This is a genomic window from Nonomuraea sp. N2-4H, assembly GCF_045291505.1.
Classification (GTDB): Bacteria; Actinomycetota; Actinomycetes; order Streptosporangiales; family Streptosporangiaceae; genus Nonomuraea; species Nonomuraea fastidiosa.
Genome location: NZ_CP147987.1, coordinates 3,627,242 through 3,651,840, shown reverse-complemented (window position 1 = coordinate 3,651,840; position 24,599 = coordinate 3,627,242). Strand labels below are relative to the sequence as shown.

Annotated in this window: 26 protein-coding genes and 2 pseudogenes; 11 read left to right on the top strand and 17 right to left on the bottom strand. The window is 70.5% G+C overall.

Going from position 1 to position 24,599, the window contains the following annotated elements:
* The first annotated feature begins 101 nt into the window (after positions 1 to 101).
* Positions 102 to 587 carry a hypothetical protein gene (locus tag WBK31_RS17020; RefSeq protein ID WP_364052040.1) on the top strand — a complete coding sequence of 162 codons (486 nt, stop codon included), beginning with the start codon at positions 102 to 104 and terminating at the stop codon, positions 585 to 587.
* A gap of 40 nt (positions 588 to 627) precedes the next feature.
* On the opposite strand, the gene WBK31_RS17015 is transcribed toward WBK31_RS17020, so the two are convergent.
* Both WBK31_RS17015 and WBK31_RS17010 read right to left on the bottom strand, forming a co-directional pair.
* Positions 628 to 1,167: a hypothetical protein gene (locus WBK31_RS17015; RefSeq protein ID WP_364052037.1), complete on the bottom strand. Its 540-nt coding sequence runs from the start codon at positions 1,165 to 1,167 to the stop codon at positions 628 to 630.
* The gene (locus tag WBK31_RS17010; RefSeq protein ID WP_364052034.1) at positions 1,168 to 3,048 is read right to left on the bottom strand and encodes an alpha/beta hydrolase; all 1,881 of its coding nucleotides are present in this window, start codon (positions 3,046 to 3,048) and stop codon (positions 1,168 to 1,170) included.
* Between the two features lie 743 nt (positions 3,049 to 3,791).
* Here WBK31_RS17010 and WBK31_RS17005 point away from each other — a divergent pair.
* The 3 genes from WBK31_RS17005 to WBK31_RS16995 all read left to right on the top strand — a co-directional run bounded on the left by WBK31_RS17005 (position 3,792) and on the right by WBK31_RS16995 (position 5,332).
* Entirely contained in the window at positions 3,792 to 4,046 is a 255-nt protein-coding gene (locus WBK31_RS17005; protein ID WP_406675201.1) for a hypothetical protein, read from the top strand.
* Positions 4,047 to 4,323: 277 nt separating this feature from the next.
* On the top strand, positions 4,324 to 5,016 hold the full coding sequence (locus tag WBK31_RS17000) for a GH12 family glycosyl hydrolase domain-containing protein (protein ID WP_364052028.1): 693 nt from the start codon (positions 4,324 to 4,326) through the stop codon (positions 5,014 to 5,016).
* Between the two features lie 40 nt (positions 5,017 to 5,056).
* A complete protein-coding gene (locus tag WBK31_RS16995) occupies positions 5,057 to 5,332 on the top strand; it encodes a hypothetical protein (RefSeq protein WP_364052025.1) in 276 nt (91 codons plus the stop codon).
* Here the strand turns inward: WBK31_RS16995 and WBK31_RS16990 are convergent.
* The gene (locus WBK31_RS16990; protein WP_406675200.1) at positions 5,295 to 5,690 is read right to left on the bottom strand and encodes an STAS domain-containing protein; all 396 of its coding nucleotides are present in this window, start codon (positions 5,688 to 5,690) and stop codon (positions 5,295 to 5,297) included. The two genes, WBK31_RS16995 and WBK31_RS16990, sit on opposite strands and share 38 nt — an antisense overlap.
* Before the next feature lie 231 nt (positions 5,691 to 5,921).
* On the opposite strand from WBK31_RS16990, the gene WBK31_RS16985 reads away from it, so the two are divergent.
* Positions 5,922 to 6,275 (top strand): helix-turn-helix domain-containing protein, encoded by a 354-nt coding sequence (locus tag WBK31_RS16985; protein WP_364052019.1) that lies wholly within the window; start codon positions 5,922 to 5,924, stop codon positions 6,273 to 6,275.
* 74 nt (positions 6,276 to 6,349) lie between these two features.
* On the opposite strand, the gene WBK31_RS16980 is transcribed toward WBK31_RS16985, so the two are convergent.
* The gene (locus WBK31_RS16980) at positions 6,350 to 6,745 is read right to left on the bottom strand and encodes an STAS domain-containing protein (RefSeq protein WP_406675199.1); all 396 of its coding nucleotides are present in this window, start codon (positions 6,743 to 6,745) and stop codon (positions 6,350 to 6,352) included.
* 377 nt (positions 6,746 to 7,122) lie between these two features.
* On the opposite strand from WBK31_RS16980, the gene WBK31_RS16975 reads away from it, so the two are divergent.
* The 3 genes from WBK31_RS16975 to WBK31_RS16965 all read left to right on the top strand — a co-directional run bounded on the left by WBK31_RS16975 (position 7,123) and on the right by WBK31_RS16965 (position 9,962).
* A complete protein-coding gene (locus WBK31_RS16975; protein ID WP_364052013.1) occupies positions 7,123 to 7,518 on the top strand; it encodes a hypothetical protein in 396 nt (131 codons plus the stop codon).
* A 249-nt stretch (positions 7,519 to 7,767) separates the two neighbouring features.
* Positions 7,768 to 9,135: an MFS transporter gene (locus tag WBK31_RS16970; RefSeq protein WP_364052010.1), complete on the top strand. Its 1,368-nt coding sequence runs from the start codon at positions 7,768 to 7,770 to the stop codon at positions 9,133 to 9,135.
* The gene (locus WBK31_RS16965; RefSeq protein ID WP_406675198.1) at positions 9,132 to 9,962 is read left to right on the top strand and encodes a carbohydrate deacetylase; all 831 of its coding nucleotides are present in this window, start codon (positions 9,132 to 9,134) and stop codon (positions 9,960 to 9,962) included. The genes WBK31_RS16970 and WBK31_RS16965 overlap by 4 nt, the downstream gene beginning before the upstream one ends.
* Positions 9,963 to 9,970: 8 nt before the next feature.
* On the opposite strand, the gene WBK31_RS16960 is transcribed toward WBK31_RS16965, so the two are convergent.
* Positions 9,971 to 10,204, bottom strand: coding sequence for a hypothetical protein (locus WBK31_RS16960; protein WP_378788663.1), 234 nt, complete (start codon positions 10,202 to 10,204; stop codon positions 9,971 to 9,973).
* Between the two features lie 394 nt (positions 10,205 to 10,598).
* Here WBK31_RS16960 and WBK31_RS16955 point away from each other — a divergent pair, with 394 nt between their 5' ends.
* Together WBK31_RS16955 and WBK31_RS16950 are read left to right on the top strand one after the other, a co-directional pair.
* Positions 10,599 to 10,859 carry a hypothetical protein gene (locus WBK31_RS16955; RefSeq protein ID WP_406675197.1) on the top strand — a complete coding sequence of 87 codons (261 nt, stop codon included), beginning with the start codon at positions 10,599 to 10,601 and terminating at the stop codon, positions 10,857 to 10,859.
* A gap of 205 nt (positions 10,860 to 11,064) precedes the next feature.
* Positions 11,065 to 12,042 carry a hypothetical protein gene (locus WBK31_RS16950; protein ID WP_406675196.1) on the top strand — a complete coding sequence of 326 codons (978 nt, stop codon included), beginning with the start codon at positions 11,065 to 11,067 and terminating at the stop codon, positions 12,040 to 12,042.
* Between the two features lie 51 nt (positions 12,043 to 12,093).
* Here the strand turns inward: WBK31_RS16950 and WBK31_RS16945 are convergent, their stop codons facing one another.
* From WBK31_RS16945 to WBK31_RS16925, 5 genes and pseudogenes are all read right to left on the bottom strand, one after another.
* Positions 12,094 to 12,405: an AMP-binding enzyme gene (locus WBK31_RS16945; RefSeq protein WP_406675504.1), complete on the bottom strand. Its 312-nt coding sequence runs from the start codon at positions 12,403 to 12,405 to the stop codon at positions 12,094 to 12,096.
* A 174-nt stretch (positions 12,406 to 12,579) separates the two neighbouring features.
* Positions 12,580 to 13,580: pseudogene (locus tag WBK31_RS16940) on the bottom strand (AMP-binding protein); the annotation flags it as partial.
* A 298-nt stretch (positions 13,581 to 13,878) separates the two neighbouring features.
* A complete protein-coding gene (locus tag WBK31_RS16935) occupies positions 13,879 to 14,337 on the bottom strand; it encodes a MaoC family dehydratase (RefSeq protein ID WP_364051998.1) in 459 nt (152 codons plus the stop codon).
* A complete protein-coding gene (locus WBK31_RS16930; protein ID WP_406675195.1) occupies positions 14,337 to 15,221 on the bottom strand; it encodes an amidohydrolase family protein in 885 nt (294 codons plus the stop codon). The genes WBK31_RS16935 and WBK31_RS16930 overlap by 1 nt, the downstream gene beginning before the upstream one ends.
* A gap of 1 nt (position 15,222) precedes the next feature.
* Positions 15,223 to 16,148, bottom strand: a pseudogene (locus WBK31_RS16925) (SDR family oxidoreductase).
* 105 nt (positions 16,149 to 16,253) lie between these two features.
* On the opposite strand from WBK31_RS16925, the gene WBK31_RS16920 reads away from it, so the two are divergent.
* Entirely contained in the window at positions 16,254 to 17,222 is a 969-nt protein-coding gene (locus tag WBK31_RS16920; RefSeq protein WP_364051992.1) for a PaaX family transcriptional regulator C-terminal domain-containing protein, read from the top strand.
* Here WBK31_RS16920 and WBK31_RS16915 read toward each other — a convergent pair.
* Genes WBK31_RS16915 through WBK31_RS16885 form a run of 7 tightly spaced genes read right to left on the bottom strand, consistent with a single transcriptional unit; the run spans position 17,123 to position 24,545 of the window.
* Positions 17,123 to 18,454, bottom strand: a complete 1,332-nt coding sequence (locus tag WBK31_RS16915; protein ID WP_364051989.1) for a 2-hydroxyacyl-CoA dehydratase family protein — start codon at positions 18,452 to 18,454, stop codon at positions 17,123 to 17,125. The two genes, WBK31_RS16920 and WBK31_RS16915, sit on opposite strands and share 100 nt — an antisense overlap.
* Positions 18,442 to 19,629, bottom strand: a complete 1,188-nt coding sequence (locus WBK31_RS16910) for a 2-hydroxyacyl-CoA dehydratase (protein WP_406675194.1) — start codon at positions 19,627 to 19,629, stop codon at positions 18,442 to 18,444. The genes WBK31_RS16915 and WBK31_RS16910 overlap by 13 nt, the downstream gene beginning before the upstream one ends.
* Before the next feature lies 1 nt (position 19,630).
* The gene (locus WBK31_RS16905; protein ID WP_364051984.1) at positions 19,631 to 20,869 is read right to left on the bottom strand and encodes a CoA transferase; all 1,239 of its coding nucleotides are present in this window, start codon (positions 20,867 to 20,869) and stop codon (positions 19,631 to 19,633) included.
* Positions 20,862 to 21,983, bottom strand: a complete 1,122-nt coding sequence (locus tag WBK31_RS16900; RefSeq protein WP_378788672.1) for a CapA family protein — start codon at positions 21,981 to 21,983, stop codon at positions 20,862 to 20,864. The genes WBK31_RS16905 and WBK31_RS16900 overlap by 8 nt, the downstream gene beginning before the upstream one ends.
* Positions 21,980 to 22,801 carry an amino acid ABC transporter ATP-binding protein gene (locus WBK31_RS16895; RefSeq protein WP_378788674.1) on the bottom strand — a complete coding sequence of 274 codons (822 nt, stop codon included), beginning with the start codon at positions 22,799 to 22,801 and terminating at the stop codon, positions 21,980 to 21,982. The genes WBK31_RS16900 and WBK31_RS16895 overlap by 4 nt, the downstream gene beginning before the upstream one ends.
* Positions 22,798 to 23,655 carry an amino acid ABC transporter permease gene (locus WBK31_RS16890; RefSeq protein WP_364051975.1) on the bottom strand — a complete coding sequence of 286 codons (858 nt, stop codon included), beginning with the start codon at positions 23,653 to 23,655 and terminating at the stop codon, positions 22,798 to 22,800. Before WBK31_RS16890 ends, WBK31_RS16895 begins: the two co-directional genes overlap by 4 nt.
* The gene (locus WBK31_RS16885; RefSeq protein WP_364051972.1) at positions 23,652 to 24,545 is read right to left on the bottom strand and encodes a transporter substrate-binding domain-containing protein; all 894 of its coding nucleotides are present in this window, start codon (positions 24,543 to 24,545) and stop codon (positions 23,652 to 23,654) included. The genes WBK31_RS16890 and WBK31_RS16885 overlap by 4 nt, the downstream gene beginning before the upstream one ends.
* Positions 24,546 to 24,599 lie beyond the last annotated feature (54 nt).

Below are 24,599 nucleotides of genomic sequence, written 5' to 3'. Positions count from 1 at the left end.
GCACGTGTTCAGCGGGCTGTTGACGCAACACTCCATGCCGGGTTCGCACACTTGCCGATCCCAAGATGCGGAGTGGCCGAGATCTCTGATGACCGGCAGTTATGCCCCACCTCTCATACCTGACGTGGTGCGACGGCCCGGAAGCCGAGGATGCGCTGCTCCGGATCGGCGGACTGCCTGACACGATCGCTCACCGCACCATCTTCGAGACGGTCACGGCGGCCTACGCCGCGCGCCCTGAAACCACGGGGCCGCTTACGCGGGAAAGCTGGGGCCCAGGGACCCTCGTCCCGGAGCCGAACGGGTTCCAAAGTTCCCGCCTGCCGTTGCCGGCCGGGCTGTCGCGCGACGGCCGGGCTACGAGCGTGTCCCGGAACGCGAACGGGGATGCTCAGATCGTCCACACCGAGTACGGCCGGCTCGTCACCGTCATAGACCCATGCGACCCGGAGGAAGAGGACGGCGACGAGGAACCCGCGGAACTCGCGCTGCGCTGGAGAAGCGTCGCCGAGGCGAATGAGGACTGGCGGGCGGGCCCGCTGCGCTGCGGATACGCGGCGAGGCGGCTAATTCATCGCACTGCCTGACGAACGGGCTCAGCTTCGATGGAGCCATCGAGCGGATGCGTCAGGGTGTGGTTGTAGGGGATGGCTCGGGGGTGCCGTTGGGCCAGAGGCAGGTCGAGGTGGCGGTGAGGGTGAGCACGTTGTCGGCTACTCGACCGATGGTGATGAGGAAGTCGTCGGGGCGGGAGTGCCCGAACAGTTGTAGTCCGTTTTCGTGCTCAGCCGTGATATTGTGCCCCTCTTTTTGCCAGTACGCCTTGACGTCGGCGACCACTCTTCTAAGGGCGTTCTCGTCTTTGGGTAGTCCTTCCAGGTGGTACTCGCGGCTGACTTCTATCGGGTCCTCAAAGCCGGGGCCCAATGGATTGTCGCAAACACCGTCAATGAGGCTGGGCCTATAAAGCTCCAGTCGAGGCTTAGGACGAATCACTCCGACGGTTCCGTTGATCAATTGCTCGATGCGAGTGAGCGCCTGCGACTTGGTGATCGTTGGCTCGTCGGCCGACGAGTTCATGCGTCCTCCAAGAGTTCCGCCGGGTTCGCATCCGGCGATGCTAATCACTGCCGCGATAACCAGAATCAACCGGACGGTGCGGAACATTCAGTCTCCCGGCGATGTGGATGAGGACTGCGAAGTGGGTGATGACCGGGGCACCGGATCCTGAGCAGAGCGTGAGCGCGGTGTCGGCAGTTTATCCACGTCCTGGTACCTGCCGGTGATAATGTGCCCCATGTTCAGTAAAGAGGATGAACCCCGAGCCCAGTAGCCGGAGTGAGCGTCAAGGCTGTAGCCGGTCCACCCGGCAGGCGTAGGGTCGACGACAAAGCGGTTCGCGCCGAAGGCGATGTTGCTGGGGTCGGTCCCGAAAGGGCCTTCGCCGTTCGGAAGCCAGGGATGCAGGATGCCCGAGATCGGGTGCCGTCCGCCGCTCATTCCAAGATGGCCAAGATCGGCGATAGGGTCTTGCGGCGACTCGCCTACCCACACATGCTTCACCCCGAGATCGCTGGCCTTTGCCGCCATAGTGCCAGGGCTTCCCAGCAGAATGAGTTGATCGGCGAATCTTCCTTTCCTCGACTGGGCGGCTATACCGGTCACCACGCTGCCATAGCTGTGGCCCAGAACGGTGAAGCGAGGCGTTCCGGTCGGCTGGTGTGTTGCGTGCAAACCGTCGAGGAAACCTGCCAGTGGACCCGCTCCGTCTTCGGCGAGCTTGGGCGATGCCACTGACGAGTCGGCCCAGAGAACGCTGGCGTCGAGTTGCGGTGCCTTATAGCCAAGCCAAATGATCGAAGCGACTTTTGTGTCAGGAGAGGAGCTGTTGGACTGGTCCCACAGCATTGCGGCGCGATTTGCGTCACCGCCGATCCCCTCCAATGTGCTGCCCGTGCCCGGTACGGAGGTGACCACTGAGTCCGCCTTGTCGGGGTCGCCGAACGAAATGGCCGCCTTACCGAGCCCGGCCAAATCGACCTGGAGCAGAAGGGCCGGCGGGCGACCCTCGATTCCGCCCATCGCCAGGCTCCTTTCGACGGCCGCGATCTTGCGGAGTTCCTCCTCCAGCGCATCTATTTCGAAGAGTAGCTGAGTCTGCCGTGCCCCTCCCTTCATGTTTTCTGCCATCTCGCGCAGTTCCGCTAACTGCTTGTTGATCACGCTCTTACGCATGCCGAGATAGGCGCGGTTCGCGCTGTCGCGGGTGGCGGCGGGTACGCCGTTGAGTGAGCCGACCAGCCGGGGCTCGGCGTCGATGAGGCGTTGGCGAGCGGCCGGGTCGAGCATCTGCCACCAGGCGTGGACGCGGGCGGCGAGGGTGGGGTCCTTGCCGGTGTTCTGTGCCTCCACCACCTTTTTCAGCGCCGCGGTGTCGCCGTTCGCGGCGGCGGCGAGGAGGCCGCCGACGCCGTCCGGATCGGGTGCGAACCCGCCGAACAGCCCGAAGCCGAGCAGGGCCGCGTTCGCCAAGGCACCGTCGGGGCGCTGCTGGAGCACGGTCAGCCGCCTGCGCAGGTCGGCTGCCTGCCCTGTTGCCCAGGTGCCCACAGCCGCGACTTGTTGGGCGGGTACGGGGCTGACGCAAACCGAGCCCAACGCTGCGGAGAGCCGGCTTCCTGCGGCGGGCAGGTCGTGTCCGGCGCGCTCCAGGTCGGCCACCATGCGGGTCATCACTCCCACGTCCATCCCCGAGAAGCCGCCGCGTGTCGACGTGCTGACCGGAAGCGCGGTCGCCAGTGATGGAGCGGTGGCGTTTCCGCCCTGGGCCCGGATGCGCTCGACGATCTGCGCTGCCGCGGTTTCGAAGGCCCGCTGAAGCCGGGTGCGCTGGTCCTGGGTGGCTTGGGTGAAAGGGGCCGCGCCGCCGCCGACCCAGGCGTGGGCCGCCATGTGGCGCAACGTGGAGTCGAGCGCGCCGATATGATCGCCCGCCAGCCGCACCACGCGACTGAGGGCCTCTTCCAGACCGGTCGTCTCGCCCGCCACAAAATCCTAAGATGTCACGCTTCGACAACATTCGTCCGCATGGCATGCGTACTTGTTATGAGCAGCACCCGTGATGCAGTTTCGGACCTTAGCAGGCCCGCACGCAGCGCCCAAACTCCCGCCATGACCTCGCCGCTTGTAAATCCGTATATATCCGGACATGGGCGCCCGGCGGCGCATCGCGGTTCATCGTGCGTCGCTCCTTTTTGCTGGCTGTAGATATGGTCGCTAGGGCGCGGGTTGATTTGTCATCCTCCGCGAGCTTTGAGGCATTCGAATGTCGCCGCTGGGCAGGCATCTCCGGTAGATCAAGAACGGCTGTGGGTGACGTCCTGGACCGGGTTCGGCGCGTCGGCCACGATGAGCGCATGGCTGACAGCGGGACGGCGGGGACGGGTGGTGGGGGAGTGGGGTCGCGTTTCAATTGGACGGCGGTGAGTGCGATCGCGGGTTCGCTTGCGGCTCTGGTCGCGCTCGTCGCCTACCTGAGGCCGTCGGTGACATCTGGGACCTCCGCCCCGACTCCGATCCCGGGCGTCACCGTGATCGAGAGTCCGACCCCGACTCCATCTCCTTCGGAAGAAGTCCCTCAATCTCCTCCAACACAGGAGGGTCCACCGACTGATGACCCGACGCCCGAGCCTGCTGCACCTACGCCGTCACCTCGTTCGCACGAGGTGCGAAGTGCCGAGCCGACGCCGGCATCCGTCCGGCCCGACGGCTGCGACCAGGCGGAGGCGGCCTTGGCCGGATATCGCAGGAACGCCGGGACCGGCCGCAGCGGTCAGGCGGCCGCGGCTCAACAGGCGTACCAGGAACTGATGGGGGCGGGTCTCCGTGCGGAGGAACCTGTGGCGGCGACGATCAGGCGGCTGGCCGCTGAGTTCCAGGAACTCAACTTCCGCCTGACCGGCATGACCGGTGGCGACCCCAATCAGGTGATCGCGGATATCAATACGGACATGGCGGGGCTCTACACGATGTGTCACGTCGGTTGATCGAGCAGCGGCGGCAGTCGTTCGGTCGCGTACCGCCTCCGAGGGGCGAAGACCTCACAACGTGTGAAAGTTTCATGGGCGGTCGGGCTTGACCTGCGGCTGTTAGGAGGGCTTGCTCGTCGCAGTTTCCATCTCGCGTACGCGGATCTACGGTGGCTCCACCTCCCCGCCGGAACCCAGCTGCTGTTCGTCGAACGATTGTCGAAGCGCTTCGACAAGCGTTCGACAACACCGTCAGACAGGTGCCGGCGGGTGGACCCCAGCGGAAAGGGAGAACATGTTCAGCAAGCTCCGCCTCCTCATCCCCGTCTCCGTGATCGTCGCGCTCGTCACCGTGCTCGCCCAGCCGGCCCAGGCCGCCGTCTGGTCGTCGTCCGACCAGTGGGGCACCTGGACCAACGGCGGCTACACGCTCTACAACAACATCTGGGGCAGCGGCGCGGGCCCGCAGACCATCTGGGCGAACTCGTACAGCGACTGGGGCGTCTGGGCGAACCATCCCAACACCGGCGGCGTCAAGTCCTACCCCAACGCCACCAGGAACGTGAACCGCCGCATCAGCTCCCTCGGCAGCGTGACCAGCCGGTTCGACGTGTCGGTGCCGAACGCCGGGGCGTACGCGACCGCGTACGACATCTGGTGCGACGGCCACACCTACGAGATCATGCTCTGGATGAACAAGTACGGCCCGGTCGGGCCGCTCGGGTCGTACCAGACCAGCGCCTCGGTCGGCGGCCACTCCTGGGACGTCTACCGCGGCTCCAACGGGTCCAACCAGGTGTTCTCCTTCGTCCGCCAGGGCAACGCCTACGCGGGAACCGTGGACATCAAGGCCGTGCTGACCTGGCTGCGCGACAGGAACTGGTTCGGCGACGTGACGCTGGGCGACGTGCAGTTCGGATACGAGATCACCTCGTCCAGTGGCGGTCTGGACTTCCACACCAGGAGTTTCTCGGTGTCGGCCGGCTGAGGCTCGGAAGCCCCCGCTGCGGGGCGGCGTCCGGCTCACCGTGGCCGGTGGGCTGGACGCCGCCAACGCCGACCGGCCGCAATCCGCCATCGAGCGCGACCGGCTTCCGTGCCTGCCGTCGGGCCTGGACCCCCTCGGACACGCAGGTGAGCGGGACCGCCTCTGGCTCCGCCCGCTGATCCTCGACCTCGGCGGGCTGAGGTTCATGGGGCTGAGGTTCATGGACAGCACCGGCCTGTACGTGCCGCTGCGCGTTCACGGTGACGTGGACGCGGCCGTCATGGCCGTGTGGGGCCCGGCGGCGGTGAGCCAGTGAAGCTCTCCATGTTCAGTATCGGCAGCAGGCCGGTGATCTCCATCAGCCGGGCCAGTATGCCGTGGACGCCCTTCAGGTGCAGCGAGCCGCCCGCGTGCCGCAGGGCGACGTGCAGGTTCTCCAGGACCCGCAGGCCGCTGCTGTCGATGAACGTCAGCATGGTCATGTCGAGCACCACCCGCTCCCCGGGCGACGCGTGCTCGCGGACGTATTGCTCAAGTACGGCGGCATTGGTCATGTCCACCTCGCCCAGCACCGTGATCACCAGGCCCGCGGTGTGCCGGCGGTGTTCGAGGGTGAGGGGCGATGCGGCGCGCGCCAGGCTGCCGCTGGGCCGGTATGCGATGTGAACGTGCATGGCGTCCTCCCGGGCGAGGTCGGTCCGACGTTCGTCTCAGGCTCTGCAGCCTAATGCCCGAATTGCAATACCGGAAGTGCTCTTCGTGTGATCTTCGTCCTGGGGCCCTCGTCCGAATCTCCGAGCGTCTACGCGTCCGTACGAGCGGTCCTGCGTTCGAGGGCCGAGTGTCCGGCCCGTCCGAGGGGGAGCGCGCCGCGAACCGCCTGATCTGGTACAACTAGAGATTTCGTGAGCACGTCCGTGAACCGATCCAGCTCCTGGACCTTCCTGACCAACCACGCCCGCGTGTTGGTGGAGATCGCCCGCAACCCGCGGGCGCGCGTCCGTGACATCGCCGCCGGCATCGGCATCACCGAGCGTGCCGTCCAGGGCATCGTCTCCGACCTGCAGCAAGCCGGTTACGTCACCATCGACCGCGTCGGCCGGCGCAACGAGTACAGCCTCAACCCCGACGCCCGGTTCCGGTACCCGACGGAGGCCGACCTGCCCGTCCGCCTCCTCATCGACATGTTCACCCAGCACGACATGCCGGACCCGGAGGAGACCGCCCCGGTCAAGGAGGAGACGAAGGCCGACGAATGAGCCAGGCCGGGCGGCGCTGGCCGGGCTTCAGGCGCTGGCCGGGCCTCAACTGACGGGCTTCCGCGGGCGACGCGCTACGACGGCGCCGCCTCGATGGCCGGTTGCGCGGCCGCCGGTGCGGGCAGCCGCAGGGCCGCCAAGACCGCCTCCTCCACGGTGTCGTGCACGTGCAGCACGGTATGGGCGTGGGTGAAGCGCATCATGGCCGCGAGCCGGGGATGCGGCGCGGCCAGACGCAGGGTGCCGCCGTGCTGACGGGCGAAGGCGTGCGTGTTGAGCAGCACCCGCAGCCCGGCGCTGCCCAGGAAGTGGGCGTCGCTGAGGTCGATCACCAGGTGCTCATGGGGCGCGCGGCGGGTCGCGCGCAGTTGCCGGTCGAGCAGTACGGCCGTGACGGCGTCGATCTCGCCCGCCACGGAGATCACGCTCACCCCGGGTAGCCGCTGCGTGGCGAACGTCAGGTCCGGCACGGGCACCTCCCCCCACCACGAGAAGTTCGCAGCCCTACGGTAACGGCGCGGAGGACGGCCGTACAGAGGTATGCGAAGGCGCACCCGAGACGAAATTCGAGGGACGGCCGGAATGGCCGCGGAAGGGGCGCACGAATGGTCCGGAGGTACAAAAAGGGAGGGCCCGGAAACGTTCGTTTTACCTGCGCCGGGATTCCTCATGGAATCCCCTGTCCAGGCCGTGGGGAACCGATGTCCCTGGCGGGATGGTCATGGGTTCTCTTGAGAACGACCAAGGTTTCTTGATCATCTTTGTCGGGGTGGCGCGCGGCATCGCGGCAGACGCGGTCTTACTTTCTTTCTTGCTTCCTATCGGGACGCGAACGAAAGGAAAACACATGCTCCGTCGTACTGTGTCAGGCGCTTTCGCTCTGACGGTCGCCGGTCTCATCGCGGCTGCGGCTTCTCCCGCGCACGCCGAGTCCACGAGCCCGGCCGACTTCTACGACACGGCCGCGGCCATCATCAACTCCGACGGCACCCTGAACAACGGGACGAACGTCTTGCGGTCGTGGCGGGCAGGCACTGGCAAGTACTGCATCCAGCTGAGCCACAAGGTGTCCGCGCCCCACACGCTCATCCAGCTCACCCCGCGCGAACCGCGGAGGCTGCCGAACATCGCCTACCGTAACCCGTCCGCGACGTGCTGGCAGCACAACACCATCACCGTCAACGTCTACGACACCAACACCGGCCGGCTCGCCGACGGCGGTTTCGACCTGCTGGCGATCTGACGTTCCGGCCCTGCAAGCGCCGCGCCGCCGATGAGCTCCGCAGGGAGCGCACGGCGGCGCTCGCTGTTTCGCCCCCGCATCCGAGCCGCGCGCGCCCGAAAGCCGTGACCCGCTCGCGACCCCCGAGCGCGACACTGTCTGTCGACGTCCGGCCCGCCCGCGCATCACCCGCCGTTCGCCTCGGCCTGCGAACGTGTCGCCGTGCAGCGCAACGGCGCGGCAGTCGCGAACGGCAAGGAAGGTGATCGCGTGTCACTCCCCGGCCCGGCCCCCTCCCCGGGACGGACTCCCGCCTGGCGCTACGCCGTCGGAATGTTCGGCACCTCCATCCCGATCAACATGATCAAGGGGTCGATGATCCTCTTCTACGTCGACATCCTCGGGCTCGACGTACGCGCCTACGGCGTGGTCATGGTGATCTACGCGGTCATCGACGCCATCGACAACCCGGTGCTCGGCCACCTGTCCGACCGCACCCGCACCCGTTTCGGCCGCCGCCGACCGTGGCTGCTGGTCGGCGCGCCCATGCTGGCCGCCTGCATGATCGCGTTCTTCTCCGCGCCGGAGTCACTGGAGGGCATGGGCCTGCTGCTGTGGTTCGCGGTGTTCGCCATCCTGTGCGAGGCTTTCGACTCGATGCTGAACGCGAACTACGGCGCGCTGCTGCCCGAGCTCTACCCGCGCGAGCGCGATCGCGCCGTCGCCAACAGCCTGCGCCAGGGCTTCCAGCTCGTGGCGCTGGTGATCTCGCTCGCGGTCACCCCGGTGCTCACCACGCAGGTGTTCGGCACCGAGACCTCCACCCAGGGCTTCCGGACGACCGCGATCATCTACGGCGTCATCGCGGCCGCCGTGATCGTGTTCATGGCGCTGAGCGCCCGCGAGAACCCCCGCTACGCCACCCGCGAGCGCCCGCTGCTGCTGCGCAGCATCTGGTCGATCCTGCGCAACCGGCTGTTCTGGACGGTCGGCCTCACCGGCGCCTGCTACGGCGTCGCCATGGCGCTCGTGCTCTCCGGCATCCAGCTGTACGTGCGCTACTCGCTCGGCCTCCCCGTCGGCCACGCCCTCTACCTCCAGGGCATCGTCATCCTGGTCTCGGCCGGCGGCCTGGTCGCCTGGACGCGGGTCGTCGCCCGCCGTGGCGCGCTGTGGACATGGCGGCTGGCGTTCGCGGTGCTCGCGGTCAGCTTCGCCGCCCTGTTCTTCGCCACCGGCCTCGTCACCGCGATCGCCGCGGGCGTGCTGGTCGGCGCCGGCTGGTCGGGCATGCTCGCCACGAACGACCTCATCGTCGCCCGCGTCCTCGACGCCGACGCGGCACGCAACGGCGAGCACCGCGAGGGACTGTTCCTGTCGGCGTTCGGCTTCTTCGGCCGGCTCAATGGCGTGGTGACCGGGCTCGCGCTCACCTCGCTGGGCGTGTTCTTCGGCTACAACTCGGGCGACGACCCCGGCGGCGATCCCGGGCTGGCGTTCCGCGTCTACCTGTGCGTCTATCCGTTCGTGCTGACCGCGATCGGCGCGGTCGCCGCCCGCTTCATCTCCGTCCCGATCGAGACGCCCGCAGAACAGCAGTCCGCAGAACAGCAGTCCGCCGTGGAGCAGCCGAAATGAGCCGCCGCGTCGTCATCACCGCCGACGACCTCGGGCGCGAGCCCGGCACGACCGAGGTCATCGCCTCCCTGCTCGCCGAGGGCCACGTCAGCGCCACCACGCTCATCTGCGTCTCGCCCGAGGCGGAACGCGCCGCCCGGCGGGTGCGGGAGCTGGGCGTGCTGCCGCGCCTGCACATCACGCTCACCAGCGAGCGCGGGGTGCCGCGCTGGCGGCCGCTCAACGGCGCGGCGAGCATCGCCGGCCCCGACGGCACGCTCACCGACGACCCCTTCGCCTTCGCCGCGCGCGGCAAGGCCGGCGACGTCATCGGCGAGGCCGACGCCCAGCTCGCCTGGATGCGCGAGCACGACCTCGCGCCCGTCGCCGCCGATTCCCACGCCGGCACCGTGTACGGCCTGCACGGCAGGTCGTTCCTCGCCGAGACGCTCCAGTGGTGCGCCCGCCACGGCCTGGCGTTCCGGTTGCCCCGCGACCCCGAGCCGTACATGGGCGGGCCGCTGCCGCCGCCGCTCGCCGCGGCCCACGAGGGCGCCGTCGCGCTCGCCGACTCGCTCGGCGTCGCCCTGCCGCAGACGATCGCCACCAACCGCCGTACGGCCGCCGACCTCGGCACCTACGAACGGCTCCGCGACGACTACCTGCGCCGGCTCGCCGACCTGCCGGAAGGCACCAGCGAGCTGTTCCTGCACCCCTCGCGCAAGGACGCCGTCACCGGACCCGACGGCATCGTGCGCACGTGGGAGGCACGGCTGCTGCGCGACCCCGTCTGGCACGCGGCGCTGGAACGCGAGGACGTCGAGGTCGTCCCCGGCTGGTGGAGCTAGGCGCGGGGTCAGGAGAACCAGTTCGCGCCGATCTCCTGGATCGTCTTGCTGCCCTTGGGGACCAGTACCGCCTCGTTCAGCACCTGGTTGACGTGCTTTTTGTCGTTCAGCATGGCGAACAGGAAGAACGAGCCGCCGTCCGCCGTCGTGAAGCCGTAGATCGAGCTGCGGCCACGGAAGGCCACGTACGCGCCCTGGGAGACCTCGGGGAACGCCTTGCGGCCGAAGCTGTTCTTCGCCATAGCCGGACTCGCCCTCCTTCTTCCCGTGGTTCCAGAAGTTCTGGTATTCCGCCGTCACCGCGAGGGCGATCGCGTCGCTGGGCATGCTGATGTAGCCGTCGGCGTCCAGCTCCGCCTTCGGCACCCGCCGGCCCCAGTGCACCGGCGTCGCGACGGCGAGCTTGAACGACGACTCGTCCCTCCGGCGCAGGAAGCTCAGCAGGTGCGGGCGCACCTGGCCCTTGGTGTCCTGGTACGTCGCCTGCGCCATGAACCAGTCCGCGAAACCCGGCTGGTTCTCCGGCCGCACCACGTAGATGACCGGAGTGCCTTGGATGGCGATCGGCCGGTGCCCCGGCGACGTGCCCATCGCCTCGCGGGTACGTTCGAGCACGCCTTCGTGCAGGGCCCTTCGGTGAACAGCGCGTCGAGCGTGTCGTTCTTCCGCCACCACTTCGGCTTCTTGAGCGCCTTGTTGTACGCGGCCACCCACTGCCGGAATGCCTGCTCGGCCTGGGCGGCGGTGAAGGGCCGCCCGGTGGGGGAGGGAGCGGGGGTGGCCGGGGGCGTCGGCGAGGGGGAGGCGGATGGGAACCCGATGGCCCGCGTCGTGGCCGGCGTCATGGCCCGCGTCGTGGCCGGCGTCGTGGGGGTCGGTTGGGCCGGCCGGGGTTGAGCGGCGGCAGCGTTCCGCAACCCGCGAGGCCCGTGACGAGAGCCAGGCCCAGCACCGTCCGGCGTGCCGACATCCAATCCCCAACCCGAAATCAGCGACAAATCGGGACGAACCTATCGGATGCTCTGTGCGGGTACGCGCCGGTGGCGCGCCTGATCGCCGCTTGATTCAATCGCCGCAGGGGCGTCGGCCGGAAGGTGGGATCATGCGCAGCGTGTCCAGGGCGGCGGCCCTGCTGTTATCGCTCTTCGTCCACGCGCTCACCCTGGCGTTCATGGCCGTGGGGTGCTGGATCATCTGGGCGAACGCCCGCCTCGCTGTCTTCTGGCTGATCGGGCTGCTGCTCATCGGGATCGGCGTGCTGCTGCTGCCCAGGGCGCGCCGGTTGCCCGCCGACGCCGAGGTGCTCGGCCGCTCCGCCGCGCCCGAGCTGTACGCCGCCGCCGAGCGGGTGGCCCGCGCGATGGGGGTCGAGCCGCCCGAGACGCTGGCCGTGCGCGATCTCGCCGTGGCCACCGAGGTGCTGCGGGCGGGACGCCGTCGCGTGCTGCTGATCGGGCTGCCGCCGTGGCTCGTGCTGTCGCCGCGGCAGCGGGTGGTGCTGCTCGCCAGGGCGTACGCGGCGGAGCCCGACGACGGGCGGATCGTCGGCGGCGCGCTCGCCGGTCTCGCCGTCTGGCGCGAGTCGCTGCTGCGCGGCAAGGAGGCGCCGGGACGCTCCGACGTCCACACGCGGATCGGCGCCACGCTCGGCTCGGCGGGCACCCCGTCCGGCGCCTACGCCGGCATGGGCACGATGGGCCGCGGGCTGGGCGCGGTGCTCGGCCTGCCGGTCCTCGCCCTGGAGTGGGCGCTGACCCGGCTCGTCCAGGCGGCGCGCGGGGACGCGGCGGCCGAGGAGCTTCAGCGGGTACGCCGCGTCGCCACGGACGCCGAGCCGGCCGAACTCGACGGGCTGCTGCGCGACGGCCGCTTCCTCGCTCCGGTGCAGGCCGCCGCGCTACGCGGGCAGAGCGCGGCCGAGATCCGGGCGGCCGCCCGCGACCGTACGGACGCCGGGGATCGTACGGACACCCCCGAACCCGAGGACGGGCTGCTCACCGCCGGCGCGTCCGAGCGCATCGACGCCGAGCTGAGCGGGCACTTCGCACGCGCGATCAAGGGGTTCGGGCTGATCTCGTGAAGCGTCTCACCGGGAGGCCGGCAGGGGCGACGCTGACCTCGCGAGGCGTCCTCACCGGGAGACCGGGAGCGGGAGATCGCGCAGCCGGGGCTTGTGGATCTTTCCGGAGCCCGTCTTCGGCAGCTCGTCCACGACATCGACGTACACCGGGATCTTGTACGCCGCCAGCCGCGGCCGGAGGAAGTCCCGCAGCTCCTCGGCCGTGACCCGAGCGCCGGGACGCAGGACCAGGAACGCCCGGCCCACCTCGCCCCACTTGGCGTCCGGCACGCCGAGCACGGCCACCTCGGCGACGGCGGGATGCTCGAAGATCGCCGCCTCGACCTCGGCCGGGTAGACGTTCTCCCCGCCCGAGATGAACATGTCCTTGACCCGGTCCACGACGTACAGGTGACCGTCCTCGTCCAGGACCGCGACGTCGCCGGAGTGGAACCAGCCGTCGCCGGTGAACGCGGCGGTCGTCGCCTCGGGGTCGCGCCAGTAGCCGGGCGTCACGTTCGGGCCCTGGATGAGCACTTCACCCGGCTCGCCCGGCGGGGCGTCGGTGCCGTCGGCGCGCACCACCCGTACGTCGGCGAAGAACACCGGCACCCCCGCCGAGCCCACCTTGCGCGTGCTCTGGCTGGCCTCCAGGAAGGTGGCGCCGGGAGCGGTCTCGGTGAGCCCGTACCCCTGGCAGAAGACCAGGCCGCGCTCCTGGTACGTGCGGATCAAAGCGGCCGGTACCGCCGCGCCCCGGCCATGAGGTGGCGCAGCGACGACAGGTCCGCCCCGGCCCACCTCGGCGAGCGGGCGAACGCGGCGAACATCGTGGTGACCCCGAACATCCAGGTGATGCCGTGCTTTTCGATGAGGTCGTAGCAGGCGTCCACCTCCCACGACGGCATGACCACCGAGCAGCCGCCCTTGAGGAACGTCGGCAGCAGGGTCTGGTTCAGCGCGGCGACGTGGAACAGCGGCGCGCTGATCAGCGTCATCTCGTCGCTGGTGACGTCGACGCCGAGCAGCAGGTTGAAGCAGTTCCACACCAGGTTGCCGTGGGTGAGCGTGGCGCCCTTGGGCCGTCCGGTCGTGCCGGAGGTGTAGAGGATGAGCGCCGGGTCCTCGAGGCGTACGGGCGTGTCGATCGGGGTGGGGTCGCCCTGCGCGAGCCAGCTGTCGTAGTGCCGCTCGCCGGGCGCGGGGTCGGCGAGCGCGACGATCTCGCGCGGGCGTGCCGCGTCGCCGGGCAGCGCGCGCACGACCTCGGCGCACTCGGGCGCGTAGACCAGCACGTCGGCGCCGGAATGGCCGAGCATGTACGCGACCTCGGGCGCCGCCAGCCGGAAGTTCAGCGGTACGAAGATCGCGCCCAGCACGTGGGCGGCGAACATCGTCTCGACGAACGCGAGGTGGTTGCGGCCGAGGTAGGCGACCCGGTCGCCGGCCCGCACCCCTGACGCGCGCAGCTGCGCGGCCAGCCGCGTGGTCCGGTCGTGGACCTCGGCGTAGGTGACGGGCCGGTCGGCGAAGATGAACGCGGTCCGCTCCGGCGTCATCCTGGCCCTGCGGGCGGGCCAGCATCCCAGTCCGGCGTTGCGCATCGGTGTTCGGCCTCCTGTCGGCGGGGGGATCGGCCAGGATCAGGTGGAACAGGCCAGAAATCGGTCAGGGGGTCGGGGACGGCGGTGATCGGCAAATTCGGGCAGGGATCGGTCAGGGGTCGGGGACGGCGGTGATCGGCAGGTTCGGGCAGGGATCGGCCAGGGGCGGGCGGCGGTGATCCGTGGGGATCGGCCAGGATCGGGCGGCGGTGATCCGTGGGGATCGGCCAGGATCGGGCGGAACGGGCGCGGCTCAGGCGTAGTGGCGGTAGATGGCGCGGGCGACGCAGGCCGGCCGGTCCGACCCCTCGATCTCCACGGTGAAGTCGAGGTGCATCTGCACGCCGTCGCCGGGGACGTCCTCGACGGAGGCGACGACCCCGCCGAGCCGCACCCGCGCGCCCACCTTCACCGGGGCGGGGAAGCGGACCCTGTCCAGGCCGTAGTTGATGCTCATCTTGACGCCCTGGATCTCCAGCAGCTCCCCGAAGAGGGGGATGAGCAGCGCCAGCGTCAGATAGCCGTGCGCGATCGTGCCGCCGAACGGCCCCTCGGCGGCCCTGACGGGATCGACGTGGATCCACTGGTGGTCGTTCGTGGCGTCGGCGAAGGTGTTGACGCGGTCCTGGGTGATCTCCAGCCAGCCGGTGTGGCCGAGGTCCTTGCCGGCCAGGGCCTTGATCTCCGACAGTCCGTGCGCGGTGATGGTCATCAGGCGTTCTCCTTCAGGCCGAGCAGGCGGGCGGCGTTGTCTTTGAGGATCTTGGGGCGGACCTCTGGCTTGATCTCGAGCTTGTCGAAGTCGCTGAGCCAGCGGTCCGGGGTGATCACGGGGTGGTCGGAGCCGAAGAGCACCTTGTCCTTCAGCAGCGAGTTGGCGTATCTGACGAGCTGCGGCGGGAAGTACTTCGGCGACCAGCCGGACAGGTCGATGTAGACGTACGGCTTGTGCACGGCCACCGCCAGCGCCTCGTCCTGCCAGGGGAAGGACGGGTGGGCGAGGATGATGCGCAGCTCGGGGAAGTCCACGGCGACGTCGTCCACCAGCATCGGGTCGCCGTACTTGAGCCTGATGCCGCCACCGCCGGGGACGCCCGCGCCGATGCCGGTCTGCCCGGTGTGGAACACGGCGGGCACGCCCAGCTCCTCGATGGCCTCGTACAGCGGGTACGCCATGGGGTCGTTGGGCGCGAAGCCCTGGATGCTGGGGTGGAACTTGAAGCCGCGCACGCCGTGCTCCTCGACCAGCCGCCGCGCCTCGCGCACCCCGGCCTTGCCCTTCCACGGGTCCACGCTGGCGAACGGGATCAGCACGTCGGCGTGCTCGGCGCAGCTCTCGGCGACCTCCTCGTTGGAGATGCGCGGGTGCCCGGTGGCGTGCTCGGCGTCCACGGTGAACACCACGGCGGCCATCTTGCGCTCGCGATAGTACGCGGCGGTCTCCGCGATGGTGGGCTGCCGGTGGCCGTGGGCCTTGAAGTACTCCTCAGAGGCGCCGAACAGCTCGGGGCTCAGCGAGCGGTGGCCGTCCTTGGAGATCTCGGCGTGGGTGTGCACGTCGATCGCGACGAGGTTCCCGACGTCGATGCCCGCCATCTCAGGCCCCCTGGCCGGTCTCGGCGGGCGCCTTGGGCGCGGGGATGCCGTACGTCTCCGGCTCGGCCCCGACCCCCGACCGCCAGGACTCGGCGATGGCGTCGGCCGTCCAGCCGCCGTCACGGAAGGCGACGGCCTTCTCGGCGGGGTGCGACCAGAGCGCGAGGCGGTCGCCGCCGATGCCGATCGCCTGGCCGGTGATCCCGGCGGAGGCGTCGGAGGCGAGGAACACGATCAGCCCGGCCACGTCCTCGACGGTGCCCATGCCCTCGTCCTTGCGCAGCCAGTCGGGGAACGGCTTGCCGGTCCGCTCGGCCTCCTCGATGACGGGCGCGAACGCCGGAATCGTCTTGGTCATCTCGGTGGCCGCGACCGGCACGACCGCGTTGACCGTGATGTTCGCCCTGGCCAGCTCCATCGCCCAGGTCCTGGCCATGGCGACGATGCCGGCCTTGGCGGCGGCGTAGTTGGTCTGGCCGAAGTTGCCGCGCTGGCCGGCGGGGAGGAGATGAGGATCAGCCGGCCGCCGTCGCCCTGCTCCCGCATCTTGACCGCGGCGGCCCGCGCGCAGGTGAACGTGCCGCGCAGGTGCACGTCGATCACCGCGTCGAAGTCGTCGTCCGACATCTTCCACAGCACCCTGTCGCGCAGGATGCCGGCGTTGGTCACCATCACATCCAGCCGCCCGAACTCGCTGGTCGCGGCCTCGACCAGGCGCTCGGCCGCCTCGGACGACCCCACGGGGGCGGCGACGTCGCGCGCCCTGCCGCCCCGATCCGTGATGCCCGCGGCGACCTTGGCCGCCGCCTCCGCGTCCACGTCGTTGACGATCACCGCCGCTCCGGCCGCGGCGAGCGCCTCGGCGTACGCGCGGCCGAGCCCGCGGCCCGCACCTGTGACAACGGCGACCTTGCCGGAAAGATCCATGGGATTCCCCCTGAGGTGGTAAGGCGGACGAGAGCGAATATATGTCACTGTTCTGACGGGCGTCAAAGATTTGCCCAACGTTAGGGGTCTGCCTACGCTCGTGCTGTGACGCGTACGCAGGCGAACAACACCGGGAACGGCACGGCGAACGACACCGTGAACGACACGGCGAGCACCACGGCCAACGACAGCCGGCAGGCGGCCTCGGCCGCGCGGCCGCAGTCCCTGCTGCTCAGCTTCCTGGGGATCTACGTCCTGGGCCGTGGCACGGCCGTGTACTCCGGGAGCTTCATCGAGGTGTTCGCCCGCCTCGGCGTCTCCGAGGAGGCCGTCAGGTCCACGCTCGCCCGGATGGCCAAGCGCAACCTGCTGGAGCGCCACCGGCGCGGGCGCAAGACGTACTTCGGGCTGACGGAACGCGCGGAGCAGGTGCTGGAGGACGGCCGCCGCCGCGTCTGGGAGACCGGCGCGGTCAACCGCGAGTGGGACGGCACCTGGACGCTCGTCGGCTTCTCCCTGCCCGACAGCCTCCGCCCCACCCGCCACGACCTGCGCTCCCAGCTCATCTGGGCCGGCTTCGGGCTGCTGCAGAGCGGCCTGTGGGCCGCACCCGGCACCAAGGACGTCGGCGGCATCCTCACATCGCTCGAAGCCTCCCTCGCGGGGAGCGGCCTGCGGGTGACCGACCACGTCACCGTGCTGCAGGCCAGGGCGCTCGGGCCCACCGAGTCGGCCGACATCGTCCGCAAGGCGTTCGGCATCGAGGAGATCGCCGCCCGCTACCGCGCCTTCCTGGAGCGCTGGGACACCGAGCGGCCCTTGCCGGAGGCCGCCGACGACCTCGCCCGCCAGCTCCTGCTGCACACCGACTGGCTGCAGCTCATCCGGCAGGACCCGCACCTGCCCGCCGAGCACCTGCCGCCCGACTGGCCGGCGATCCGCGCCGAGCAGGTCTTCCACCGCCTCGCCCGCCTCTACGAGCCGCCGGCGGCGAAGCTGGCGTCGGAGATCGTCGAGACGGCCGAGGTCCGTGACGAGCCCGCCCGCGGCAGCACCACGGTCTCCAGCCACTGAGCGACGCGATCGGCCACGTCGCCGCCGAACGTGCGGGTGTCGACGTTGTCGGCGTGCACCTCGAGCACCGGGAACCCGGCCGACTCCAGCGCCCTCGCCGTGAAGTAGCTGCCGCGCGGGTCGTCGGAGACCAGGTGCACCACGCCGTCGATGCCGTGCAGGCGGGCCTCCTTGACGTACCACTCGCTCGACCACGGCGGCGTGTAGAGCTGGTCGCCGAAGGCGGCGAAGCGCGCCGCCAGCGCCCGCATCGGGTCGTCGCCGTAGCGGATGTAGCCGTCGGCGGCGATCGCGAGGTACATCGACCAGACGAAGACCGCGCCGTACTCCTCCTGGAAGCGCTGGTAGAAGCCCATGTCGTACCAGAGTCCCCGGCCGATCCACATCAGCCGGGCCCGCTCCTCGCGGCAGACGCCCACGCCGGCCTCCACCCGCTCGCGCACCTCCTCGTAGAAGCTCCGCGCGAGGTCGCGGGCCCACGTGGTGCCGCGATGCCACTGCGGCAGCATGACGCTGGGGATGCTGTCCACCACGCTCAACGGCGCGGGACGGGCGCGGGCGATGAGGTCGCGGGCCTTCCTGTTCCACTCCTCCTGCTCGTTGACCAGGGCCATCACCTCGCGGAAGCGGGACTCCTCGAACCGCCTGCCGGTGGTGGTCTCCAGGAACCTGACGAGGTTCTCCAGCTCGGCGGTGAGCAGGTCGAGCCGGGCCGTGCCGACCGCCTCCTCCCATCGGTGCGGCATCAGCTCCCACCAGTTGACCGGGACCTCGTTCTCCGCCGCGCTCTCCAAGGGGAAGAACGTCACCCCGGGCTCGTGCCCCCAGATGTCGAAGATCTTGCGGGTGACGTCGCCGGTGGCCTCGCCGACGATGATGTCCGGCTTCGGCAGGCCCCCCCACGGGCCCTCATCCGGCTCGGGGTCGAACGCGGAGCCGAGCGTGACCGCGTTGTACTGCTCGGAGTAGTCGGGGTAGCCGCGCCGCCGCACCAGGTCGAGGTAGTGCCCTGAGCGCTGCTTGGCGGTCACCAGGGACGCCCACCACTGGCCCACCACGTACGGGATGTCCATCGTGCGGAAGATCTCGTGCGGGACGTCCGCGTTGAGCAGGGCGAACGGCTCGCCCGCCGCGACCCTGCGGCGCAGCTCGGCGAACCATTCGCGCTGGTGCCTGCCCGCCTCCGCCGCCGTGGCGAGCGACTTCACGCTGCGCGAGCTCACTGGGGGCATGGATGCTCCTTCCGCAGGGCGGTCAGGTCGGCGCGCCCGTACTCCTGGCGTTCGAGCAGCACGGCGGGGATGCTCATGGCGGCGCGCTGGGCGGGGAAGTCCCAGGCGGGGGCCTCGTCCGACTCGCGGCAGTAGGCGACGAACAGCTCGGCACGGCAGCGGCGCACGGCCACCGCCGCGTACGCGGCCCGCGCCCCAGGCGTGGCCCGGTGCGCGGTCAGGCCATGGCGGTGATAGTGCTCGGCCAGCGCGTCGAGGCTCGCCGTGCCGACGGGACCGGTCACGGCGAGGTCGCCGAACGAGTGGTCCTCGCCCACGATGACGTCGCCCTCGGCCTCGATGGCCTCGTACACGTGCGGGGTGTCGTGGTCGCTGCCGCTGAGGAAGACCCGCCGCCCGCGATGCTCGCCGAGCCGGTCGGCCTCGTCCAGCAGCCGGCGCAGCAGCGCGACGTGCTCGTGCACCGGCAGGGCCGCGTTCGCCGCCGCGAGGAACTGCCGTCCGGTGAGCCGGGCCGGCACGGCCCTGCGCAGCTCGGCGACGGTGGCCAGCAGCCGGCGCCGCTCGTCGTGCGCCGCCACCGCTGCCGCGAGATTGAGCGGCCGGCCGCTCCACGCCTCGAGCCGGGCGGCGAACTCGCCGATCCTGCGCCGGTTGTAGCGGGCGGTCGTGCGGTGCGGCAGGTGGAGCAGGTCCACCAGGTACGCCTCGGGCAGCCCCCGTTCCGGCTCGACGCGGCGAAGCTCGCGCAGCGCGTAGAACAGCCGCAGCGACGCCTCGCAGTCGTGCGAGACCACCACCTTGTCCAGGTCGCCGAACGCCCCTTCGAGCAGCCGGGTGAGTACCGAGCGGGCCGCCGGGTCCACCCCGCGTCCCAGGTAGCGGTCGCCGAGCGCGGAGCCGGACTCCGGGTCGCCCGTCAGGCGCACCGCGCGCATCCCGGCGGCGGTCAGCAGCTCGACCGGCACGTCCGCGCCGACGTATCCGACCACCGGGCCGTCCTGTACGACCGAGTCGTTCTGCGCGGCCAAGTCGTTGTCCGCGGCCGAGTCGTTCTGCGCGGCCGCGCCGTTCTGTGCGATCGAGCCGTTCTGTGCGGGCGGGCCGTCTCTTCCGGGCGGCGGGGCGCCGCGCCGCGCGTAGGCCTCCTCCAAGGCGGCCAGTGCGGTGACCACGTCAGATCACCCCTTCCTCGGCCAGCGCCTTCAGCTCCTCGGGGGAATAGCCGAGCAGCCCGCCGTAGATCTCGTCGTTGTGCTCGCCGAGCGCCGGCGCCGGCCGGTCGAGCGCCGCCTCCGCGCCGGAGAAGCGGATCGGCACGCCGGTGCCGTACAGGTCGCCCGGGTCGCCGTGGCGCGGGTGCGCGAGCGGCACGACCTCCTCGCGCTCCAGCACGAGCGGGTCGCGTACGGCGTCGCCGGGCTCGCGCACCTCGGCGGCGGGCACGCCGTGCCGCGCCAGCAGGTCCAGCACCTCGGCGAGCGGGCGCTGCGCCGCCCACGCGCCCACCAGCTCGTGCAGCTCGCCGGCGTGGGCCACGCGCGCGTCACGAGAGGCGAAGCGCGGGTCGGCGGCCAGGTCGTCGCGGCCCATCGCGGTGAACAGGCCGCGCGCGAACGCGTCGGTGGGTCCGCACAGTGCGAACCAGCCGTCCGCGGCCGGGAACGTTCCGAACGGGGCCAGCCTGGGCACGGTCGCCCCCGTGCGCATGGGCAGGCCCAGCTTCTCGTAGGCGTCGAACGGCTCGCACGCCACCAGCGAGGTGAGCGCGCCCAGCATGGACACGTCCACGTGCTGGCCCCTGCCGGTCGCGTCGGCCTGCAGCACCGCAGCGAGTGTGCCGATCACCGCGTACAGCGGGGCGACCAGGTCGCCCACCGGCAGCCCGAAGCGGACCGGCGGCTCGCCCGGCGCGCCCGCGGTCATCATCACGCCGCTCAGCGCCTGGATGATGGTGTCCATCGCCTTGCCGGAGCCGGGACCGCCCTGGCCGCCGAAGCCGCTGATCGACGTGCACACGATGCGCGGGTTGATCGCGCTCGCCCAGTCGTGGCCGATGCCGAGCCGCGCCGTCACGCCCGCGCTGTAGTTGTCGATCATGATGTCGGCGACCCTGACCAGGCCGGCCAGCACGTCGCGGGCCTTGGGGTGCTTGAGGTTGAGCGTGACGCTCTGCTTGTTGCGGCCGCGCAGCAGCATCGACACCGACATGTCGTCCTCGCCGCGGCGGGCCAGCGACAGGCCGTCCGCGCCGAGGTAGGGGGCGTTGTTGCGGGAGCTGTCGCCGCCGGTCAGCGGGTTCTCCACCTTGATCACGCGGGCGCCGAGCCCGGCGAGCAGCAGGGTCGCGTACGGTCCCGACAGCGCGGTGGTCAGGTCGATCACCGTACGGCCGGCCAGCGGGCGCTCAGCCACGCAGCACCACCTCATCACCCTCCCAGCGGAACTCCGTCTCCAGGCCCGCCTGCCGCGTGATGCGCTCGATGTAGGCCGCCACCTCGCGGCCCTGCTCGCCGTCGCCGAGCGGCACCGGGCGTCCCGCGCCGTCGATCCAGCAGGGCAGCAGACCCGCCGAGACGAGGCCGTTCCGGTCGAAACGGCACAGCGCGATCGCGGTGTTGCGGCTCTCCGGATGGAACGGGTAGTACGGCATGTCCGGGTCGGGGGCGAAGCCGTACAGCTCGACCCTGCGGCGCGCCCACGCGGCCCGCTCGCCCTCGTCGCCCGGCGCGGGCGTCAGCGCCCGGGTGACCGTGACGAAGTTGCCCAGCCCGTGATAGATCGGCCGGTCGCGGTAGATCTCCACGCCGCGCATGATGTGGGCGTGATGGGCGAACACCGCGTGCGCGCCGGCGTCGATCGCGGCGTGCGCGACGGGCCGCTCGTACATCGCCAGCACGGCCGGCGTGTGCCCGACGCCCTTGTGCAGCGACACCAGCACCACGTCCGCCTCGGCGGCCAGCGCCTTGACATCGGCCGCCATCTGCTCCAGGGACTCGGGGGCGGCGAAGGTGTAGACGGTCGGCGGGCCGCCGGGGCTCGCGTGGTCGAGCTCGTAGTGGGTGAGCACCTTGACGTACGCGCAGCCCGGCTTGCGGCTGGTCGCCCACGACTCGCGGGGACCGACGCAGTTGTAGCTCAGCACGCCGACGCGCAGCCCGTCGCGGGTCACCACGGCGGGGCGGCGGGCCTCGGCGAGCGTCATGCCGGCTCCTGTCGTGACCATCCCGGCCTCGGCCGCGTACGCGATGGTGTCGGCCACGCCCTGGTCGCCGGCGTCGTAGACGTGGTTGCCGGCGAGCGTCACCACGTGGAAGCCGGCCTCGGCGACGGCGCGCAGCGCGGCGGGGTCGGCGGGCGGTGCGGGCACGTCGGTGCTGACCTGGGCGGTGGAGGTGCTGTGCGGCACCTCGACGTGGCCGATCACCACGTCGCCATGGCCCAGCGTCTCGCGGGCGGGGTCGAAGAAGGACGCGGGATCGGGCTCGTCGACGACCAGGTCGCCGACGGCCATCACCGTGAGGCTCACGAAGTGCTCTCCTCCTCAAGCACGTGGTCCGAAGGGGCCTCCTCCGCGCGCCCGGTGAAGCGCGACAGGAAGGCCCGCAGGCGGGGCGAGGCGGGGGAGTCGAAGATCTCCTCGGGCGTGCCGGTCGCGGCCACGCGGCCCTGCTCCATGAAGACGCAGCGGTCGGCCACCTCGCGGGCGAAGCTCATCTCGTGCGTGACGATGATCATGGTCATGCCGCCGCGCGCCAGGTCGCGCACCACGCTCAGCACCTCGTCGACCAGCTCGGGGTCCAGGGCGCTGGTGGGCTCGTCGAACAGCATGATCCGCGGGTCGGTGGCCAGGGCCCTGGCGATGGCGACCCGCTGCTGCTGGCCGCCGGAGAGCATCCGGGGATGGGCGTCCGCCTTGTCCGCCAGGCCCACCCGGTCGAGCAGCCGCAGCGCCTCGGCGCGCGCCCGCTCCGGATCGCGGCCGTGCACCGCCACCTGCGCCTCGACGACGTTGCGCAGCACGCTCCAGTGCGGGAACAGATTGAACTGCTGGAAGACCATGCCCATGCGGCTGCGCTGGGCGGCCACCCGGCGGTCCGGCAGCGGGCGCAGGTGGCCCCGGTGCATCTCGTAGCCGAGCAGCTCACCGTCGAGGTACATCGCGCCGCCGTCGATGCTCTCCAGCTGGTGGACGCAGCGCACCAGCGTGGACTTGCCCGACCCGGACGGGCCGATGACGGTGACGACCTCGCCCTCGTGCACGTCGAGGCTCACCCCGTCGAGCGCCGCGTGGCCGCCGAACCGCTTGCGCACGTCGCAGACGCGCAGCACCGGCGTCTCCCTCACCGCTGCCCCTTCCCGAAGTGCCGCTCCAGGCGGCGCTGGCCGAGCGAGAGCACGGTGACCACCGCCAGATACCAGGCGCAGGCGACGATCAGCAGCGGGACGATCTCGTACGTCCTGTTGTAGATCACCTGCACCGAGTACAGCAGGTCGGCCATCGCGATCACGCTGACCAGCGAGGTGCCCTTGAGCAGGCTGATGAACTGGCTGCCCGTCGGCGGCACGATCACCCGCATCGCCTGCGGGAGCACCACCTTGACGAAGCCCTGCGCGGCGGTGAAGCCCATCGCGCGGGCCGCGTCGCGCTGCCCTGAGTCCACCGCCAGGATCCCCGCCCTGACGATCTCGGCCATGTACGCCGCCTCGTGCAGGGTGAGCCCGATGATGGCGGCGGTCAGCGAGCTGATCACCGAGTTGGTCGGCCACGAGACGAAGGTCGGGCCGAACGGCACGCCCAGCGAGATGCGCGGCAGCAGGTAGCCGAGGTTGAACCAGAAGATCAGCTGCACCAGCGGCGGGATGCCGCGGAAGACCGCCACGTAGATCGCGCACGCCCACGACACCGGCTTGAAGCCGCTCAGCCGGCCGGCCGCGAGCAGCACGCCGAGCAGGCTGCCCAGCACCATGCCGATGACGGTGAGCAGCAGCGACATGCCGAGGCCGCGCAGGATGTTCGGGTCGAACAGGTAGCGGGCGGCCACCGGCCACTCGAAGCGCGGGTTGGTGACGAGGAACCAGGCGAACTGCGCGGCCAGGACGAGCAGCACGGCCCCGGCCACCCAGCGCAGGGGACGGATGCGCGGCCGGGCCGTGGCGACGTCCACGGGCCGGGCGGCGGCCTGCGGGGCGACGCTCATCGCCCGGCCGCCGTGTTCATCGCGGGCTCCTCGACCGCGACGTTCTGGAGCCCGTACTTGTCCATGATCCGCTTGTACTCGCCGTTCTTGAAGATCTCCTTGAACGCGTCGAGCATGACCGGCCCGAGACCGCTGGACTTGGGCACGAGCATCGCGAGCTGATCGACGCCGGCGCCCTGCTCGTCGGTCTGGGTGACGTAGGTGAAGGCGTCCTTCTCCTTGTTCAGCACGTCGAGCGCGGCGCTCTCGGTCATGCCCGCCGCGTCGGCGCGGCCGGACTTGGCGGCGAGGATGGTGCCGTTGGTGTCGGCGAAGCCGATGAAGTCGATCTTCGGCTTGCCCTGCTTGGCGCACCAGTCGGTCAGGCGCTTGACCTGGTCCTCCACGATGCTGCCCGCCGTGCCCGCGACGCGCTTGCCGCACAGGTCACCCGAGCTCTTGATGGCCGCGGAGCCGGACTTGGGGATCAGGTAGGAGGTCCTGGTGACCATCCAGACGATCGCGTCGAACTGCTTCTCGCGCTCGGCGGTGTCCTTGACCGGGCCGTTGAAGGCGTCGTACCGGGAGGCGAGCATGCCGGACAGCGCCGCGGGCAGGCCGCTCACGATCGAGATCTCGGTGCGCACGCCCAGCGCCTTGCCGAGGGCGTCCTGCAGCTCCTTGTCGATGCCGGTGACGGTCTTGCCGTCGTCGGCGACGATCCGGTACGGCGGATGCGAATCACCGGCAAATCGGATGACGCCCGCTTCCTTGATGGCATCGGGTAGAGCGTCGTACAGAGCCGTCGCGCCGGCCGGCCGCTGCGCCTCACCGTCGCCTCCGCCGCACGCCGCGACGGAGGCGAGAGCCACCGCCGCCGCTCCCGCGAGCATGGTCCTGGACAGTCTCATGGGGGGTCCTTCCGCGACCAGCTAATGATGCACTTGGATGTGCGGTCGTTGGGG

Coding starts and splice junctions, on each gene's coding strand:
- WBK31_RS17020 (WP_364052040.1), top strand. CDS start 102: ATGCCCCACCTCTCATACCTGACGTGGTGCGACGGCCCGGAAGCCGAG.
- WBK31_RS17015 (WP_364052037.1), bottom strand. CDS start 1,167: ATGTTCCGCACCGTCCGGTTGATTCTGGTTATCGCGGCAGTGATTAGC.
- WBK31_RS17000 (WP_364052028.1), top strand. CDS start 4,324: ATGTTCAGCAAGCTCCGCCTCCTCATCCCCGTCTCCGTGATCGTCGCG.
- WBK31_RS16990 (WP_406675200.1), bottom strand. CDS start 5,690: ATGCACGTTCACATCGCATACCGGCCCAGCGGCAGCCTGGCGCGCGCC.
- WBK31_RS16975 (WP_364052013.1), top strand. CDS start 7,123: ATGCTCCGTCGTACTGTGTCAGGCGCTTTCGCTCTGACGGTCGCCGGT.
- WBK31_RS16965 (WP_406675198.1), top strand. CDS start 9,132: ATGAGCCGCCGCGTCGTCATCACCGCCGACGACCTCGGGCGCGAGCCC.
- WBK31_RS16960 (WP_378788663.1), bottom strand. CDS start 10,204: ATGGCGAAGAACAGCTTCGGCCGCAAGGCGTTCCCCGAGGTCTCCCAG.
- WBK31_RS16950 (WP_406675196.1), top strand. CDS start 11,065: ATGCGCAGCGTGTCCAGGGCGGCGGCCCTGCTGTTATCGCTCTTCGTC.
- WBK31_RS16945 (WP_406675504.1), bottom strand. CDS start 12,405: ATGTTCATCTCGGGCGGGGAGAACGTCTACCCGGCCGAGGTCGAGGCG.
- WBK31_RS16935 (WP_364051998.1), bottom strand. CDS start 14,337: ATGACCATCACCGCGCACGGACTGTCGGAGATCAAGGCCCTGGCCGGC.
- WBK31_RS16930 (WP_406675195.1), bottom strand. CDS start 15,221: ATGGCGGGCATCGACGTCGGGAACCTCGTCGCGATCGACGTGCACACC.
- WBK31_RS16915 (WP_364051989.1), bottom strand. CDS start 18,454: ATGCCCCCAGTGAGCTCGCGCAGCGTGAAGTCGCTCGCCACGGCGGCG.
- WBK31_RS16890 (WP_364051975.1), bottom strand. CDS start 23,655: ATGAGCGTCGCCCCGCAGGCCGCCGCCCGGCCCGTGGACGTCGCCACG.
- WBK31_RS16885 (WP_364051972.1), bottom strand. CDS start 24,545: ATGAGACTGTCCAGGACCATGCTCGCGGGAGCGGCGGCGGTGGCTCTC.